Source organism: Muricauda sp. MAR_2010_75, assembly GCF_000745185.1.
Lineage (GTDB): Bacteria > Bacteroidota > Bacteroidia > Flavobacteriales > Flavobacteriaceae > Flagellimonas.
This window is the reverse complement of the sequence record NZ_JQNJ01000001.1, coordinates 2211283-2227840: the sequence shown is the minus strand read 5'-3', so window position 1 is coordinate 2227840 and position 16558 is coordinate 2211283. Positions and strand designations below refer to the sequence as shown.

The 16558-nt window shown below is 42.3% G+C and carries 16 protein-coding genes; 11 read left to right on the top strand and 5 right to left on the bottom strand.

Annotated features, from left to right (window positions below):
* The first annotated feature begins 36 nt into the window (after window positions 1-36).
* From FG28_RS09915 to hisC, 3 genes are read left to right on the top strand one after another with little or no spacing between them, the layout of a single operon-like run.
* The gene (locus tag FG28_RS09915) at window positions 37-261 is read left to right on the top strand and encodes a type II toxin-antitoxin system ParD family antitoxin (protein WP_036382413.1); all 225 of its coding nucleotides are present in this window, start codon (window positions 37-39) and stop codon (window positions 259-261) included.
* On the top strand, window positions 258-554 hold the full coding sequence (locus FG28_RS09910) for a type II toxin-antitoxin system RelE/ParE family toxin (RefSeq protein ID WP_036382411.1): 297 nt from the start codon (window positions 258-260) through the stop codon (window positions 552-554). Before FG28_RS09915 ends, FG28_RS09910 begins: the two co-directional genes overlap by 4 nt.
* Before the next feature lie 6 nt (window positions 555-560).
* The gene (gene hisC / locus FG28_RS09905) at window positions 561-1667 is read left to right on the top strand and encodes a histidinol-phosphate transaminase (RefSeq protein ID WP_036382409.1); all 1107 of its coding nucleotides are present in this window, start codon (window positions 561-563) and stop codon (window positions 1665-1667) included.
* 201 nt (window positions 1668-1868) lie between these two features.
* Here the strand turns inward: hisC and FG28_RS09900 are convergent, their stop codons facing one another.
* Entirely contained in the window at window positions 1869-4427 is a 2559-nt protein-coding gene (locus FG28_RS09900) for a DUF5916 domain-containing protein (RefSeq protein WP_081894316.1), read from the bottom strand.
* 363 nt (window positions 4428-4790) lie between these two features.
* Here FG28_RS09900 and rplM point away from each other — a divergent pair, with 363 nt between their 5' ends.
* From rplM to tsf, 4 genes are all read left to right on the top strand, one after another.
* The gene (gene rplM, locus FG28_RS09895; RefSeq protein ID WP_036382407.1) at window positions 4791-5246 is read left to right on the top strand and encodes a 50S ribosomal protein L13; all 456 of its coding nucleotides are present in this window, start codon (window positions 4791-4793) and stop codon (window positions 5244-5246) included.
* Window positions 5246-5632, top strand: coding sequence for a 30S ribosomal protein S9 (gene rpsI, locus FG28_RS09890; RefSeq protein ID WP_036382405.1), 387 nt, complete (start codon window positions 5246-5248; stop codon window positions 5630-5632). Before rplM ends, rpsI begins: the two co-directional genes overlap by 1 nt.
* A gap of 210 nt (window positions 5633-5842) precedes the next feature.
* Complete coding sequence (gene rpsB, locus FG28_RS09885; RefSeq protein WP_036382403.1) at window positions 5843-7018, top strand: 30S ribosomal protein S2; 1176 nt, start codon at window positions 5843-5845, stop codon at window positions 7016-7018.
* A gap of 76 nt (window positions 7019-7094) precedes the next feature.
* Entirely contained in the window at window positions 7095-7919 is an 825-nt protein-coding gene (gene tsf, locus FG28_RS09880) for a translation elongation factor Ts (protein ID WP_036382401.1), read from the top strand.
* A 69-nt stretch (window positions 7920-7988) separates the two neighbouring features.
* Here the strand turns inward: tsf and FG28_RS09875 are convergent, their stop codons facing one another.
* From FG28_RS09875 to FG28_RS09860, 4 genes are all read right to left on the bottom strand, one after another.
* On the bottom strand, window positions 7989-8795 hold the full coding sequence (locus tag FG28_RS09875; RefSeq protein WP_036386437.1) for a DUF4097 family beta strand repeat-containing protein: 807 nt from the start codon (window positions 8793-8795) through the stop codon (window positions 7989-7991).
* A 4-nt stretch (window positions 8796-8799) separates the two neighbouring features.
* Window positions 8800-9663: a DUF4097 family beta strand repeat-containing protein gene (locus FG28_RS09870; protein WP_156102255.1), complete on the bottom strand. Its 864-nt coding sequence runs from the start codon at window positions 9661-9663 to the stop codon at window positions 8800-8802.
* 62 nt (window positions 9664-9725) lie between these two features.
* Window positions 9726-10523, bottom strand: a complete 798-nt coding sequence (locus FG28_RS20120; protein WP_051947262.1) for a HEAT repeat domain-containing protein — start codon at window positions 10521-10523, stop codon at window positions 9726-9728.
* Entirely contained in the window at window positions 10520-11074 is a 555-nt protein-coding gene (locus FG28_RS09860; RefSeq protein ID WP_156102254.1) for an RNA polymerase sigma factor, read from the bottom strand. Before FG28_RS09860 ends, FG28_RS20120 begins: the two co-directional genes overlap by 4 nt.
* A 161-nt stretch (window positions 11075-11235) precedes the next feature.
* On the opposite strand from FG28_RS09860, the gene pyrH reads away from it, so the two are divergent.
* The 4 genes from pyrH to asnS all read left to right on the top strand — a co-directional run bounded on the left by pyrH (window position 11236) and on the right by asnS (window position 16535).
* Window positions 11236-11943, top strand: a complete 708-nt coding sequence (gene pyrH / locus FG28_RS09855) for a UMP kinase (RefSeq protein WP_036382399.1) — start codon at window positions 11236-11238, stop codon at window positions 11941-11943.
* A 42-nt stretch (window positions 11944-11985) separates the two neighbouring features.
* The gene (gene frr, locus FG28_RS09850; protein ID WP_036382398.1) at window positions 11986-12540 is read left to right on the top strand and encodes a ribosome recycling factor; all 555 of its coding nucleotides are present in this window, start codon (window positions 11986-11988) and stop codon (window positions 12538-12540) included.
* Between the two features lie 74 nt (window positions 12541-12614).
* Complete coding sequence (locus FG28_RS09845) at window positions 12615-15011, top strand: RND family transporter (RefSeq protein ID WP_036382397.1); 2397 nt, start codon at window positions 12615-12617, stop codon at window positions 15009-15011.
* A gap of 90 nt (window positions 15012-15101) precedes the next feature.
* Window positions 15102-16535, top strand: coding sequence for an asparagine--tRNA ligase (gene asnS / locus FG28_RS09840; RefSeq protein WP_036382395.1), 1434 nt, complete (start codon window positions 15102-15104; stop codon window positions 16533-16535).
* The last annotated feature ends 23 nt before the right edge of the window (window positions 16536-16558 follow it).

The following is a 16558-nucleotide window of genomic DNA, read 5'->3' as shown; positions in this document are numbered from 1 at the left end:
ATATTGTATTTTTGATTTATCAATAATTGATTAGGAATGAACATAAGTTTCACAAAAAAACAAGAAGAATACATCGCGAAACAAGTCGCGACTGGGGAATATCAAAACAATAGCGAGGTTATTCGTGACGCCTTACGTTTGCACAAAATTTACAGGGATAAAGTCATTGATGACCTTAGAAAGGAAATAGAAAAGGGTTGGAATGGGCCAGATAGTACCAGAACAATGGAAGATATTATTGCCTCAAAGAAAAATGCATGATAAACGGTTACGTTCTATCAGAAGAAGCGGACAATGATATTGAAGATATTTTTGAATACGGTCAACTCCAATTTGGCACCTCTCAGGCAATTGAATACTTAATTGGTCTGAACAATCATTTCAATGCAATTGCTGATAACCCACATATCGGGAAGGAAAGAAAAGAAATTAAGGACGGGCTTTTTAGTTTTCCTTATGCCTCCCATATCATATTTTATCGTAAAATGAGTGGATATGTACGTATAGTACGAGTGCTGTACGGAGGAAGGGATTTGATAAAATTCTTAACCTGAAGTTAAATGAAAAAAACCATCGAGTCTATTTTTAAATCCCATTTGGTACCCAAAGAGGTGTATAAAGGCGGGAAGAACATTCCAGCTTCCCTTAAAAAAATTTATAAACTTTCTTCGAACGAAAATCCGTTGGGCACCTCGCCCAAGGCCGTTGTTGCGATGAAAGCTGCGTTGGACAAAATAGATGTGTATCCCGATCAAACGGATATTCGTCTGCGTGAGGCTTTGGTAAAGGATTTTAATGAGCAACTATCTGCCGATCAATTTATCACGGGGAACAGCGGCTCTGAAGTCATTGATATGATTCTGCGGGCCTTTATCAATGAAGGGGATGAAGTCATCTATTCCAATCCCTGCTTTTTGCCCTATTCCGTTTTTTCGCGCTGGTATGGTGCCGAACAAATCGACATCAAATTAAAAGAACCCGATTATTCGCTGGATGTTGAAGGCATCTTGAATGCCATTACAGAACGGACCAAGATTATCTTTCTCACCAGCCCCAATAATCCTACAGGCACCTATATTCCAAAACCCGTTTTGGATGACTTTTTCAATCGAGTTCCCAAAAATATCGTTATCGTGTTTGATGAAGTCTATCGCCATTTTGCGGATGCCGAGGATTACGTCACTGCGCTACCTTATGTGCTGGAGGAACACAATGTAATCGGGCTTAACAGTTTTTCAAAAACCTATGGTTTGGCCGGACAACGTATTGGGTATTGCTATACCACGGCGACCATTGCCAACTACATCCGATTGATCCATAAACCATTTTTGCTACCCTTAACCTCCATTGAGGCGGCCATTGGAGCGTTGAACGATACCGAATTCATTGAAGAGACCGTCAAAACAGTTCTGGAAGGCAGAACTTTTATCGCCAAAGCTTTTGATGAGTTGGGCATTAAATACTGGCCCAGTCAGGCCAACTTTTTTATCATAGACCCTCCCTTACCTGAAATGGAGTTCACGGATAAACTTATGGATGAAGGAATCATGGTACGACCTGTTTCCCAATTTGGGGCACCGGGAATGGTACGCATCACCATTGGCAATCAAAAAGCGAATGAGGCTTTGGTGAATGCGCTTCGGAAAATAATGACAAATATAAAATAGTCATTTCTCTTTTTGAGACATCTCGATGACAAAGGCGTCATGCTGCATTTATTTCAGCATCCCATCCCTAATGGTAAAAGCATATGAGAACCTGAAACAAGTTCAGGTTGACCCGTACCATCCATAGATTCCGTATTTTACTTCGACTTCCTTCCTGTCCGGCAGGCGGGTGCTCAGCATCCGTAAGGAATAACACTTCCCTTAAAGCACAAATCGATACGTTGCCTTCAACAGAAAAATGTTCTGTGGTTTTTGCCCGAAAATATTGTCACCCAAACTGGGCAAAAGTCCGTTGGTGGGGTCGCCATCCCGGGACACATCCTGCGACCACACCAAGAATATCTCTGAGCCTGGAATATACTCCCACCTGATCACCAAATTGGAACGGAATTGTACAAAGGAGAAATCTGGATCATCAAAAGTAAAATCTTCAACGCCATTCATATCCTCATCCACTGAATATACTCCATCGGCCAATGAAATTTGTTCTGACCCGTAGCCCATGAACCTATCCTCAAATACTTTCTCGGTTGGATTGGTGATGTGCTTAAAATTGGAATATCGTCCGCGGGAAATAAAAGGTTGCCCCCAATACTGGATGGTTAAATTGGGATTTATGGTGTAATTCAGGCGAACCGACATGCTCAAGGTACGTTGGTCAATCTCACCATTAAGATATCGTGGCGAACCATTAACATCATCAAAATTATCAATGAACTGAAGTTTATCATTGTTGATTCGCAACGATGGAAATACCGAAACCCTTAAGGCATTTATGGGTTGGTAGTTAATCCCCCCTTCCATATAATACGATTTAAAGGAATTGTCCACAGCCTTTCTTCCATTATGGAAAAAGGCCAATTGGACTTTTTTCCGGTTATCGGTTTCAATATTGTTCCAAAAACTAACCCACTGTGACTGTCGTAATCTAGGCCCACCGCGGAGAGCAAAGTTGGAATAATCGACTACGGCATAGTTCAACCCTAAATTGGTGAACCAGTTCCCTTTCCAGTTTTGCCAACTATTGGTATTGAACTGTAGGTAGTTGTGATTGCCGCCAAAATCCCATGCTGTCCAGTGGTTGTAATTTATGCCCAGCTGCCTGAAGGTATTATCAGGTTTTAGAGTGCGATATCCAATCCAAGTGTAATGACGGATATCATCGGATTGCCGCTGAAAGCCGATGTCGTTAAGTTCGAGCTCCGGGGAGCGCCATGTGCCTCCACTTTCAAATCTAAAATTGCCTTTTCCCAGTTTTCCGATTTGGAGATTTCCGGCCGTTCCTGTCAAAGAGGTTCGGTTTGGGTCTACTTCCAAATAGTCGGCGTCTACCCGTTGGAACAAATGTGTAATGGACTCTTGAGTGTTCTGAATGGCTTCTTCACCTCCTGTTACATGACTAAAGGTGACATTCCCCCCAAAATACCAGTCCCTATTGTTCCATTGATGTTTAAAATCCACTCCACCCGTAAAAGCCGATTTATGGAGGAAGTTCAATTCCTCCGGAAGTTGTTCCCGATTGGTGGCCGTAAAAATCCCACCGATGTATGAATTACGTTCATTGAAATCTTTCTGAAGTCTTCCCACAAAATAATTGGTCAACGGCTCTACCATTTCTTTGCGTGGTCCTCCATTATCTGAAACAATAGTGGCCATTCGTTGGGCCGTAACACTTTCCAGCACACCAATGGCCCATCCATTTTTGGTCTTTCCACTGAATTTTGCGGCTCCAATGATGGGGGTATTGTCGGGTTGATCTACATATTCACCATCATCCGTATCTGGATACCCCTGTGGACTTCTTCCAATTCGCCGCGAGTAAAAAATATTGTCCGAACCGAAGGTATTCCCTGCTTCGGATTGCGACACATTGAAATCGAAAATGTTCTTATTCTCCACAAAAAAGGGACGCCGCTCTTGAAAGAAAATTTGGAATCCATCCAAAGCGATGGCGGAAGGGTCAGCATCCACTTGACCGAAATCGGGATTAACGGTCAAATCCAAGGTTAGGTCGTTGGTAATTCCAATTTTAGCGTCCAGTCCCACAGTGATATTACTCTCACTACCATCTTCAAAAGGGTTTCCCTCCTCCGGTTCATAGGTTTCGGTCTTGGCCACGGTATAGGGCTGTATTTCCAATTGGCGTTGCGGTTCAATGTTCTTGAGGCCATGCAATTCACCAAATTCACTGGTCCATCCCGCCACATCACGCGGAAGTCGCTGCCATACGGAGCGCTCTTCATTCCTAAAATAACGCCGCATAATCTGTAGGCCCCATACTTGGTCCTCAGCCCGCCCAAATTTAATTTGGCTAAGGGGTATGCGCATTTCGGCGGTCCATCCCTCTGCATCGGTATGGGTTTTTACATACCAAATGGGATTCCAACTGTCATCCTCATTGTTGCCATTGTTGGAACCAAGCACATCACCCTTTACCCCTGCTGCGGTGACAATGAATCCAAAAGAAGTCCGCTTATCGTGGTAACTGTCGATAAAAATTCCAATCCAATCGCCTTCAAAGCCATCACGTCTGGACAAACGTTTGACAATTTTATCTGGTTCTGTATCAAAACATCGAATACCCACATACAATGATTTTTGATCATACAGGATTTTAAAAGCCGACTGTTGACCAGGCGGTGTGTTCTCATCGGGACGTTGCTCAATGAAATCATCGCCCCACTGCACCAAATCCCAAGCAGGGTCATTCAACAGTCCATCAATAGTGGGAGCAGTTCCCGAACCCAAGGATTGGGTCATGTATATTTTTTTAGGTACTACATTGGTTGAATCCTGGGCGTGACTGATTGTTGAATCCTGGGCGTGACTGATTAGGGTGAATAAAGTGCAGGTGAGAAAAAGGCAGAATTGCTTCACTGGTTCGTTGTTGATTGATTGATGTAACTGATAGACCAGCGAAAATTGAAACTGTTACATCCATCATTTTTTTTAAGCTTTTTTTAACAGCGCAACTAAAGGCTTGGCCATTAATTTTGTCTGTTGTACGTGCAAATGAAAAAAGAGAAAAAATATTCCCAATCAACCGTTTGTAATTCAATCTAATAATTGTACATTTGCAGCCCGTTTATCGGGATAGGTTGTTAAATCAATATTTTTAGAGAAGTGGACACATTAAGTTATAAGACTATTTCCGCCAATAAAGCTACCGTTGACAAGCAATGGTTATTGGTTGATGCTGAAGGACAGACCTTGGGAAGATTGGCGTCAAAAGTAGCCAAGTTGCTTAGGGGAAAATACAAGACCAATTTTACTCCCCATGTAGATTGTGGTGACAATGTTGTGGTCATCAATGCCGAAAAAATAAATCTATCCGGCAATAAATGGGATGATAAAGAATACATTCGCTATACAGGTTATCCTGGTGGTCAGCGTTCCGCTACCGCCAAGGAAGTTTTGGCCAAACACCCAGAGCGTATCATTGAAAACTCTATAAAAGGTATGTTGCCCAAGAACAAATTGGGAGCCGATCTTTTTAGAAACTTAAAGGTATATGCCGGTGCAGAACACGGTCAAGAAGCACAAAAACCAAAAGCAATCAACTTAAACGACTACAAATAATGGAAGTGGTTCATAAGATAGGTAGAAGAAAAACTGCCGTGGCAAGAGTTTATGTTTCTGAAGGAAAAGGAAACATTACCATCAACAAAAGAAACTTAAACGAGTACTTTACCACAGGCACACTACAATATAAGGTAAAACAAGCCTTCACCTTGACTGATACTGAAGATGCTTACGACGTAAAAGTAAATGTTTACGGAGGTGGAATCACAGGTCAGGCAGAAGCTATTCGATTGGCATTGTCCAGGGCAATGTGCGAAATCGATGCTGAGAACAGAGCCGTTCTTAAACCAGAAGGTCTATTGACCAGAGATCCAAGAATGGTGGAACGAAAGAAATTCGGACAGAAGAAAGCCCGTAAGAAATTCCAGTTCTCCAAACGTTAATATTTCGGTGCTTTGGCACCACAATATAAAGTTCATTGAAAACCCTGAAACATTTTTCAGGGTTAAATTTTTAACCAAGTTGTCGTTGTTCCAAAAAGGAAAAACCATTCGACTTTTTGGAATTTAGTTTAGCATCTAAATGGGTTGGGCGAGCAGATTGCGACCACCACCCCATTGCTACTACAACGGAACGTAAACTAAGTACAAAAAATGGCAAGTAAAATTGAAGTAAAAGACTTATTGGAAGCAGGTGTGCATTTTGGACACCTAACACGAAAGTGGAACCCCAACATGGCTCCCTACATCTACATGGAGCGTAACGGTATCCACGTTATCAACCTTTACAAAACGGTAGCAAAGCTTGATGAGGCCAATGAGGCCCTTAAAAAAATTGCTGCTTCTGGACGAAAAATTCTTTTCGTAGCCACAAAAAAACAAGCTAAAGACATTGTTGCAGACAAAGTTTCTAAAGTGAACATGCCGTACATCACTGAAAGATGGCCCGGTGGTATGTTGACCAACTTCGTCACTATCCGTAAAGCGGTTAAGAAAATGGCTGCTATTGACCGTATGAAAAAAGACGGTACGTTCAATACGCTTTCCAAAAAGGAGCGTTTGCAAGTTGACCGTCTTCGTGCAAAATTGGACAAAAACTTGGGCTCTATCGCTGATATGACCCGTTTGCCCGGTGCTATATTTATTGTGGATACCATGCGTGAGCACATCGCCGTAAAAGAGGCCCAAAAATTGAACATTCCAATTTTTGCCATGGTCGATACCAACTCAGATCCAAGACCCATCGATTTTGTGATTCCTGCCAATGATGATGCTGGTAAATCCATCGAAGCCATCATGGAAGAAGTGACCAAAGCCGTTGCGGAAGGTTTGGCCGAGCGTAAAAACGACAAGCAGAACGATAAGGAAGACGAAGAGGAAGAAGTTGTAGCAAAAACTGTGGTTGCTGATGACGATGATGAAGATGTAGTTGAGAAAAAAGCACCAAAGAAAGCAAAGCCAGCTCCTAAGAAAGAGGAAAAACCGGCTGCTAAAAATGAAGAAAAAGCCGTAGAAAAGAAAGCGGAGAAGACAGAAAAACCTGCTGAACCTGCTAAAAAAGAGGAGCCTGCGAAAGCAGATGACTTGACCAAAGTTGAAGGCATTGGACCTAAAGCAGCAGAAGCTATTGTGAACAGTGGCATTGGAACTTATGCCGAATTGGCAAAAGCGGACCCTGAGAAAATCAAGGAAATCTTGACCGAGGCCAGCTCAAACTTGGCCCATTTAGATCCAACTTCTTGGCCAAAACAGGCCAAAATGGCCGCTGATGGCAAGTGGGATGAACTAAAAGAATGGCAAGACAACGCCAAAGGCGGAGTTGAAGCCTAAGATTGATTTAACATTGTCCTAAAACGAAACACCTTAATAGTGTTTTATTTTACATAAATTTTAAAAAGCATAAAAAATGGTAAAGATTACCGCCGCTGAGGTAAATAAATTAAGACAGACCACCGGAGCTGGAATGATGGATTGTAAAAAAGCTTTGGTTGAAGCTGAAGGTGATTTTGACAAAGCAATTGAGATCCTAAGAAAGAAAGGCCAGAAAGTTGCAGCCAATAGAGCCGATAGAGATTCTTCTGAAGGTGCTGCTATTGCAAAAGTAAATGACGATGCCACTCAAGGTGTTATCATCTCATTGAACTGTGAGACCGACTTTGTGGCCAAGAACGAAAGCTTTGTGAAATTGGCCAACGATTTGGCTGATTTGGCGTTGGGCTTTGACAGTAAAGATGATTTTCTTGCCGCTTCTTTCAATGGCATGACAGTAGCTGAAAAATTGACTGAGCAAACCGGTGTTATCGGCGAAAAAATCGAAATTGGCAGCTTTGAGAAGTTGAGCGCTCCCTTTGTTGGATCGTATATCCACGCAGGCAACAAAATTGCCACTTTAGTTGGATTGTCAGCCAATGTTGATGGTGCTGCTGAAGCTGCAAAAGATGTTGCAATGCAAGCTGCCGCCATGAATCCTGTTGCCCTTAACGAAGAAGGCGTTGATCAATCTGTTATTGATAAGGAGATTGAGATTGCAAAAGACCAATTGCGTCAAGAAGGTAAACCAGAGGAAATGTTGGACAACATTGCCAAAGGTAAGTTGAAGCGTTTCTTCAAGGACAATACTTTGGTAAATCAAGATTTCATCAAAGACAGCAAGCAGAGTGTTGCGCAATACGTAAAATCAGTAAACGCTGATTTGGCTGTTACCGGTTTTTCAAGGGTAGCTTTAGGATAAGCACTTAATACTATAATACATAAAAAAAGCACCTTAATTAAGGTGCTTTTTTGTTTTGGGCCATTCCGCTTATTTTGCTTTTATCAAAATATCGCCATTGAAGGTTTTAAACAACAATTCAGGACCACCACCATTGATCTTGCCCCTAACCCATTGTTCCATGGTTACTTTATAACTCCCTGAGCCTTGTCTTTTGTCTACTTCCGGTTTGCTTTCAATAAGGACCATATCAAAATCCGTGTACACATCGCCCATATCAGATTTTGCCTTGATATTGGCCTTTAGTGTTTTTGGGAAAATCACTTCCACATTCCCATTAAAACTACTGAAGACCATATTGGCAGAATTGTCAATGGTTTTAAAATCGACCTTAACAACCCCATTGGTGGTATCTGCGGAAACCGCTCCTTCTACATTATCAAGCGTGATGCTTCCATTTACATTGCTGATTTCCAAATCTCCGGTTACTCCGCTGACCTTAATGCTCCCATTGTTCACTGTGCTTAACTTTAATGAAAAGTTGTAGGGCACTTTAATTTCAAAATCCGTTTTTCGATTCCACACTTCATTGTCTATCTCCACCACATTATTGCTCTCCTCAGCACTAATGTTCAATCCTGAGCCACCAATGCGCTTCATTCCATTTTTGGTTGTGGAGGAATTATCACCATCCATCACCAAAACTTTTACAATAACTTCCTTGCCTTCATACCCAGTTACCGAGATGGAACCACTGATTTGATCGAGTTCTAATTTCCCGGCCTTGCCAGGGTTGCTCAAAGGCACCGTGAACAAGTCGATCTCTTTTTGTTGTCCTATTGCGAGGTTTGCTACCATTAGCAACATTACCATAACCATTGTTCTTATTGTTCTCATTGCCTTATATTTTTTTAATGAATACATCCCCATTCAAGGTTTCAATGTTGAAGTCCACCTGTCCGCTTCCTATTTGCACAACTGGTCTTGCTTCGAACTTATATTTTGGCCTACTTTCATCACCTTTATTCTTTGTGGTTTTAGTAAACCGTTTGTTAATATCAAAATCGGTATACATTTCCCCATTCATACTTTTAAATGATATATTGGCCGAAAGTGCTTGCTGATACGCTATGGTAATATCTCCATTTATGGTATGATACACGGATTCCTCCTTAGGGTTTTCCGCATAGGAAATATCCACAGGACCATTGATACAGCTCACCCAGGTCTTTCCAGAAATATTGTTGAGAGTGATGCCTCCATTGATATTTTCGGCCACAATGGATTTGCTTTGGATATTTTTTACATCAATGACACCGTTGTTGACCGTGCTCACATGAATCTGTACGGTATTGGGAACCTTCAAGTTGAAGGTCAGCGTATGCTCATAGGGAACATTCTGATTGTTATTGCACCAATTGTATTGAAGTCCATCAACTTTAAAATTGATATAAGGCGCATCTGGATGAAATATAATCCTATTGTCCTCTTGGATGATTTTCAACTGCAGCTCCTTTTTGCCCAATTCCAAGTCCTCCGAATTGTTTGCAGTGATTTTCCGTTCCACTTCCAAAATGACCTTGTTGCCTTGGTACCCCTCAACATTTACCGACCCGAATACATTCTTCACCACCACCGTATTATTGGTACTGTTGCTGAGTGGAAGTTCCTTTGTAATGGTCTCTTTAAATTCCTTTTGTTGTGCTTTTACACTTGGCGACCATGCCCACAGGCACAGACACGCCATCATAACTAACTGTTTCATCTTGTTAAAAATTTGACTGTTCGTAATTTGATTTTACCCTTTAGGGTAGATTGATAAATAAACTATATGATTGATTCTATACTACTCTCAATTTGTTTCTTAACGGTTGTGTCCAATTCTTTTTTCTTCAGCAACTGCTTGAAGGGTTCTATGGACGCTTTTTCTTGCAAGGCCACCATGAGGTTGGCCAAGGTTATCTGCAAAATGGGCGACTCCTGGTTTGGAATGGATTGTACCAACCCTTGGCGCACCACAGGATTGTCTATATAATTGGTCAAGGATTCAATGGCGGCCAACCGCACATTTACGTTGGAATCATTGTTTAAGGTCTGCAAAAGTGCCTGGATTACAATTTCATCAGCATTCTCAAATTTGTTGGCTTCACCCACGCCTTGCAGCCGTTGATTTGCAGATGGTTGTTCCAAGAGCGTCAACACCAATTTTTGGCGCACCTCTTCCGTTTCATTCTTGGAAACCGTGGTTTCAACGGTCTTAGGTTGATGTGGGGAACTCAAATAGTATCCAACACCCAAACCTAGGACCAACAGAAGAGTTCCATAGACCAATTGTGGCCTGAACACCGTTAAAATACCATCCCAAAAAGGCCTTTTGACTTCTTTCCTCCTTCCCTTTTCCATTTCATTGGAAAGCATGGTGAAGAAAGTCTCATCCATTTGGGGTGAAATTTCCGGAGCCTCAAGATTTCCCATCATTTCCCAGATGGCCAACAAGGCTTTGTATTGCTCGTTATATTCCGGGTTCCCGGCAAGAAACTGTTCAAAGCTCTTGGCCTCCTCACGAGACATGGTCCCGCTCATAAAATCCATTGCCCGTATTTCAAACTTTTCTTGGTCCATCATCTTGTTTCCAATTGTAAAAAAATGCTTCTTAAATCTTTTAGGGCCCTGTGTACCCTTACCTTGGCCGCTCCTTCCGTGCAACCCAAAATCTCCCCTATTTCATGGAACTTCAATTCCCGATATTTGCTCAACAGCAATATTTCCTTTTTGTCAGTGGGCAAAAGACTGAGTGCCTTTTTCACCAAAAATGCATTGCCCTGCTGCTCCAAGGCTTCATTAAGGTCATCTTCAGAACCCATATTGGCGTCTTCCGGAGAAACCCCTTGGGCCACTCTTTCCTTGCCCACTTTTTTGTGATGATCATAATTCACGTTTCTGGCCATACGGAACATCCAGGCAGCAAAAGAGCCTTCACCGGTATAGGATTTTCGGTATTTGAGCATGCGGACAAAAACGTTTTGTACCAAATCCTCACTGACCGATGGATTGTTGCCCAGATTGTAGAAAAATCCGAATAGCCTTTTCTTATGCCGTTCATAGAGCAAGCCCAACTTGTCCAAGTCCCCATCGCTTACTTGCATCATTAAGGTGTTATCGGTCAGGTTTTGCAATTCCTTGGTCTTTAGGTCTTCTGGAGGATATACCGTAGTTTTTAAAAAAGGTTACAGAATGTAGGGATTTTTTCCACAAAGCATTCCAAGTTCACGCTATTTTTCAGTGGTTTCCCATAAATAATTTTGATTATTTTTGTCCGAACTTCAAGACACCCTCAATGCAATACAAAAGAATTCTGTTAAAACTTAGTGGTGAAGCGCTCATGGGCGAAAAACAATACGGTATAGACGCCAAACGGTTGGCGGAATATGCAGAAGACATTAAAGCCGTGGTGGAGAAGGGTATTGAGGTGGCCATTGTTATTGGTGGTGGAAATATTTTCAGGGGCCTTGCCGGAACCAGCCAAGGGATGGATCGGGTACAGGGCGACCACATGGGCATGTTGGCCACCGTAATCAATGGTTTGGCACTTCAAAGTGCTTTGGAACATCAAGGGGTTGAGACACGTTTGCAGTCTGCCATCAAAATCAATGAAGTGGCCGAACCTTTTATAAGAAGAAGGGCAGTGCGTCACTTGGAAAAAGGAAGGGTTGTGATTTTTGGTGGAGGTACTGGTAATCCTTATTTTACTACTGACTCTGCTGCGGTGTTGCGGGCCATTGAAATTGGAGCGGATGTTATCCTAAAAGGCACCCGGGTCGATGGAATTTATACCTCCGATCCAGAAAAGGATAAAAACGCAACCAAGTTTGATTCGCTTTCTTTTAAGGAAGTGCTTTCAAAAGGACTTAAGGTTATGGATACCACAGCATTCACACTAAGTCAGGAAAATGAGCTGCCCATTGTTGTTTTTGATATGAACACTCGGGGCAACCTTATGAAAATAGTTTCCGGTGAAAATATCGGAACCGTTGTCAATATTTAGATTGGCATGCGCTTTGATTTTGGAATATAAACTTTAAAAATTATGGACGAAGAGGTTAAATTTATTCTGGACACCACCAAAGAAAGCATGGATGGAAGCATTTCCCACTTGGAAAAAGCCTTGATAAAAATCCGTGCTGGAAAAGCAAGTCCTATGATGCTCTCAACGGTAATGGTGGAGTACTATGGCTCTCAAACCCCACTATCACAAGTATCCAACATCAATACCCCAGACGCAAGGACCATCTCAGTGCAACCTTGGGAAAAAAGTCTTCTGGGAGAAATTGAAACCGCCATCATGAACGCCAATTTGGGCTTCAACCCAATGAACAATGGTGAAATGGTCATTATTAACGTACCTCCATTGACCGAGGAGCGAAGAATACAATTGGTCAAACAAGCCAAGGCAGAGGCCGAAGATGCCAAAGTAAGTGTTCGAAGCGCAAGACAGGAAGCCAATAAAGAACTTAAAGCATTGGATATTTCTGAAGATCTTTTGAACAATGCCGAAGTAGATGTGCAGGAACTCACCGATACGTACAGCAAAAAAATTGATGCTATTTTGGCCAACAAGGAGGCTGAAATCATGAAGGTATAAAACCCTAGATTGATTGTTGCCTTTTCTAGGAACACAACCGATCATTTTCTACCTTTGCGCCCAACAAAACCCAAATGGTAGCAAAGCTCACTAAAGGATTTTGGCCAAAGGTCGCACGTATTATTCTTCGCAATAGAATTTTAATTCTTTTTGCCATTGCCGGGTTCACCGTTTTTCTGGCCCTTCAGTGGAAAAACATGCAATTTTCCAATACCGAGGCCAACATTCTTCCTGATGACCACCCAGCCACCATCGAATACAATGCCTTTACCAAGGTTTTTGGCGAAGAAGGTAATGCCATTGTGATCGCTGTTCGGGATTCTGCCTTGTTTACCCCTACAAACTTCAACCGCTGGAACAAACTCAGCAAACAATTGGAAGCCTTTCCTGAAATTGATTTTGTGGTGTCCACGGACAACCTCAGGGTTTTGGTCAAGGACAATGAGGAGCAAGCTTTTGTTATGGAGCCCTTCATCAAAAGTCCTCCAAAGACCAAAAAAGAGGTGGATTCACTCAAAAACCATCTTTTCAACGAACTTCCATTTTATGACAATCTTGTCTACAATCCAAAAAGTGGTACCGTTCAGACCATTGCATATCTGGATAAAGATATTATGAACACCGAGGTGAGGAATCAGTTTATCCTGAACGACCTCGCCGATCTGATGAAAGGTTTTGAAGAAGAAACCCAGTTGGATGTCCACGTCTCTGGAATGCCCTACATCCGAACCTGGAACACCAAATCCATTGTGGATGAAATTGGAATTTTCATTGTCGCCGCTCTATTGGTCACTTCCTTGATATTCTTCTTTTTCTTTAGAAGTTTTAGGGCCACTTTAATCTCAATGTGTGTTGTGATCATTGGGGTGATGTGGGCTTTTGGTTTCTTGGGACTTTTGCAATATGAGATCACCATTCTAACCGCTTTGATTCCACCTTTGATCATTGTTATTGGAATTCCAAACTGCATATTTCTCATTAACAAGTACCAACAGGAAGTCAAAAAACACGGGAACCAAGCACTTTCCCTGCAACGGGTCATTTCCAAAATTGGGAATGCCACCTTAATGACCAATATTACCACAGCCTCCGGATTTGCAACGTTTATTATTTTGGACAGTGACCTGCTCAAGGAATTTGGTATTGTGGCCTCCATCAACATTGTGGGGATTTTTATCCTTTCCCTATTGATCATACCGATCATTTACAGTTTCATGCCACTTCCCAAAACGAAACACTTGAAGCATCTCAACAAAAAGTGGATCGACTTCTTTGTGAATCGAATGGAGACCATTGTCCGAAACCATAGAATAGCGGTCTATTTGGTTACGGTGGGTGTTCTGGTATTGAGCATTATTGGCATTTATCAAATAAAAATTACCGGGAGCCGGATTGAAGACCTCCCCAAAGACACGCATTTTTTTAAGGACATCCGTTTTTTTGAACAAGAATTTGACGGTATAATGCCCATGGAAATTGTGGTGGATACCGAACGAAAAAATGGGGTCATTAAACCCGCTACCCTAAAGCGCATGGATCAGTTGGGAACGGTTATCGATGAAATCCCAGAGCTTTCCAGACCTTTATCGGTTGTGGATCTGATTAAATATTCCAAGCAGGCTTTCTACAACGGCATCCCAAAATACTATCAATTGCCCACATCCCAAGAAAACACATTTATTATGAATGTGGCGCAAAAATCATCCAACGATGGTGACCTTCTAAAAAGTTTTGTGGACAGTACGGGACAAACTGCTCGCCTGACCACCTACATGCGTGATGTAAAAATAGACCGCATGGAGGAAATTGAAGAGGATGTGCAGCAGGCTATCAACAAATTTTTCCCTTCGGAGCGGTTCAAGGTTTTTATGACCGGAAAGGCTCTCCTCTTTTTAAAGGGCACCAAGTATTTGGTCAAAAATTTATTGCTCTCTTTGGCTTTGGCCATTGGGTTGATTTCCCTTTTTATGGCCTATTTGTTCCGTTCGTTCCGGATGGTCATCATATCATTGGTTCCCAACCTTCTCCCATTGGTAATCACAGCGGGGGTAATGGGATATTTGGGTGTGCCCATAAAGCCATCCACCATTTTGGTCTTTAGCATTGCATTCGGTATTTCGGTGGACGACACCATTCACTTTTTGGCCAAATACCGACAAGAATTGGCCGCCCATAAATGGCATATCAAAAGATCGGTTTATGCCGCGTTGCGTGAAACCGGGGTGAGTATGTTCTATACCTCCATTGTGCTTTTCTTTGGATTCTCGGTCTTTATCATCTCCAGTTTTGGAGGCACCAAAGCTTTGGGGGGATTGGTTTCTGCCACATTGCTTTTTGCCATGCTATCCAATTTAATTCTATTACCTTCCTTACTCCTTTCCTTGGAAAGAAGTATTGCCAACAAACAAGTCCTCAAAAAACCGCAAATCGATATTTTACCACAGGAAGAGGACAATATCAAGGACAAATAATCTGTGGAACTGCCATAAATATGGTGATTCCATTGCCCTCATTTTTTATCAAAAACCTATCTTTACCGCTTAAATTACGATAGCTTGACAATGAAATCTTATTCCATAAAAGAATTGCTGGAGAAGCAGCCCTTAGGAGAACCTGTTGAAGTGAATGGATGGGTAAAAACCTTTAGGAGTAACCGATTCATAGCCTTGAACGACGGTTCAACAATACACAATATACAATGCGTAGTGGATTTTGAGAATTTGGATGACACCATACTTAAAAAAATCTCTACCGGGGCCGCCCTAAAAATATCCGGTACGCTCGAAGAAAGTCAAGGAAAAGGACAAAGTGTAGAAATCCAGACTTCCGATATCTTTGTGCACGGTACCGCCGATCCAGAGACTTATCCGATTCAACCCAAAAAGCACTCTTTGGAATTTTTGCGGGAGAAAGCGCATCTTAGAGTTCGGACCAATACATTTTCCGCAGTTATGCGAGTACGTTCCGCACTGTCTTTCGCCATTCACAGTTATTTTCAACAAAATGGGTTTTACTACATGCATGCCCCCATCATTACAGGATCGGATGCCGAGGGTGCCGGGGAAATGTTCCGGGTGACCACTTTGGATGATAAAAAACCTCCGATGGACGAACAGGGCAATGTGGATTATTCCGAAGATTTCTTTGGAAAGGAGACCAACCTTACGGTTTCTGGTCAGTTGGAAGCCGAAACCTATGCCATGGGCTTGGGCAAGGTATATACCTTTGGCCCTACGTTTAGGGCGGAGAACTCAAACACCTCACGGCATTTGGCCGAATTTTGGATGATTGAGCCCGAAATGGCCTTTTTTGACTTGGACGCAAACATGGATTTGGCCGAAGATTTCATCAAGTGGATTATCCAATATGTATTGGACAACTGTACGGATGATCTTGAATTTTTGGAAAAGCGTTTGTTGGATGAGGAAAAAACCAAGCCCCAAAACGAGCGTTCCGAAATGAGCTTGACGGAAAAATTGAAATTTGTCGTTGAGAACAACTTTAAACGTGTTTCCTATACTGAGGCCATCGATATTTTACGGAACAGCAAACCCAACAAGAAGAAAAAATTCCAATATCCCATTGATGAATGGGGTGCCGACCTGCAAAGCGAGCATGAACGCTTTTTGGTGGAAAAACACTTTAAGTGCCCCGTTATCCTTTTTGATTATCCGGCCAACATCAAGGCATTTTACATGCGCTTGAACGAGGACGGAAAGACCGTTCGTGCCATGGACGTCCTTTTCCCGGGCATCGGTGAGATTGTGGGAGGATCCCAACGTGAAGAACGCTTGGATGTGCTTCAACAAAAAATAAAGGAATTGGACATAGATGAAAAAGAACTTTGGTGGTACTTGGACCTAAGACGGTTCGGTACGGCCGTACACAGCGGGTTCGGACTTGGTTTTGAGCGTATGGTGCAGTTTGCCACCGGTATGGGCAATATCAGGGACGTAATCCCCTACCCTAGAACACCGCAAAATGCGGAGTTTTAATTGGATTTCTTAAATTTATAAGA

Coding starts and splice junctions, on each gene's coding strand:
- FG28_RS09915 (WP_036382413.1), top strand. CDS start 37: ATGAACATAAGTTTCACAAAAAAACAAGAAGAATACATCGCGAAACAA.
- FG28_RS09910 (WP_036382411.1), top strand. CDS start 258: ATGATAAACGGTTACGTTCTATCAGAAGAAGCGGACAATGATATTGAA.
- hisC (WP_036382409.1), top strand. CDS start 561: ATGAAAAAAACCATCGAGTCTATTTTTAAATCCCATTTGGTACCCAAA.
- FG28_RS09900 (WP_081894316.1), bottom strand. CDS start 4,427: ATGACCCAATCCTTGGGTTCGGGAACTGCTCCCACTATTGATGGACTG.
- rpsI (WP_036382405.1), top strand. CDS start 5,246: ATGGAAGTGGTTCATAAGATAGGTAGAAGAAAAACTGCCGTGGCAAGA.
- rpsB (WP_036382403.1), top strand. CDS start 5,843: ATGGCAAGTAAAATTGAAGTAAAAGACTTATTGGAAGCAGGTGTGCAT.
- tsf (WP_036382401.1), top strand. CDS start 7,095: ATGGTAAAGATTACCGCCGCTGAGGTAAATAAATTAAGACAGACCACC.
- FG28_RS09875 (WP_036386437.1), bottom strand. CDS start 8,795: ATGAGAACAATAAGAACAATGGTTATGGTAATGTTGCTAATGGTAGCA.
- FG28_RS09870 (WP_156102255.1), bottom strand. CDS start 9,663: ATGAAACAGTTAGTTATGATGGCGTGTCTGTGCCTGTGGGCATGGTCG.
- FG28_RS20120 (WP_051947262.1), bottom strand. CDS start 10,523: ATGATGGACCAAGAAAAGTTTGAAATACGGGCAATGGATTTTATGAGC.
- pyrH (WP_036382399.1), top strand. CDS start 11,236: ATGCAATACAAAAGAATTCTGTTAAAACTTAGTGGTGAAGCGCTCATG.
- frr (WP_036382398.1), top strand. CDS start 11,986: ATGGACGAAGAGGTTAAATTTATTCTGGACACCACCAAAGAAAGCATG.
- FG28_RS09845 (WP_036382397.1), top strand. CDS start 12,615: ATGGTAGCAAAGCTCACTAAAGGATTTTGGCCAAAGGTCGCACGTATT.
- asnS (WP_036382395.1), top strand. CDS start 15,102: ATGAAATCTTATTCCATAAAAGAATTGCTGGAGAAGCAGCCCTTAGGA.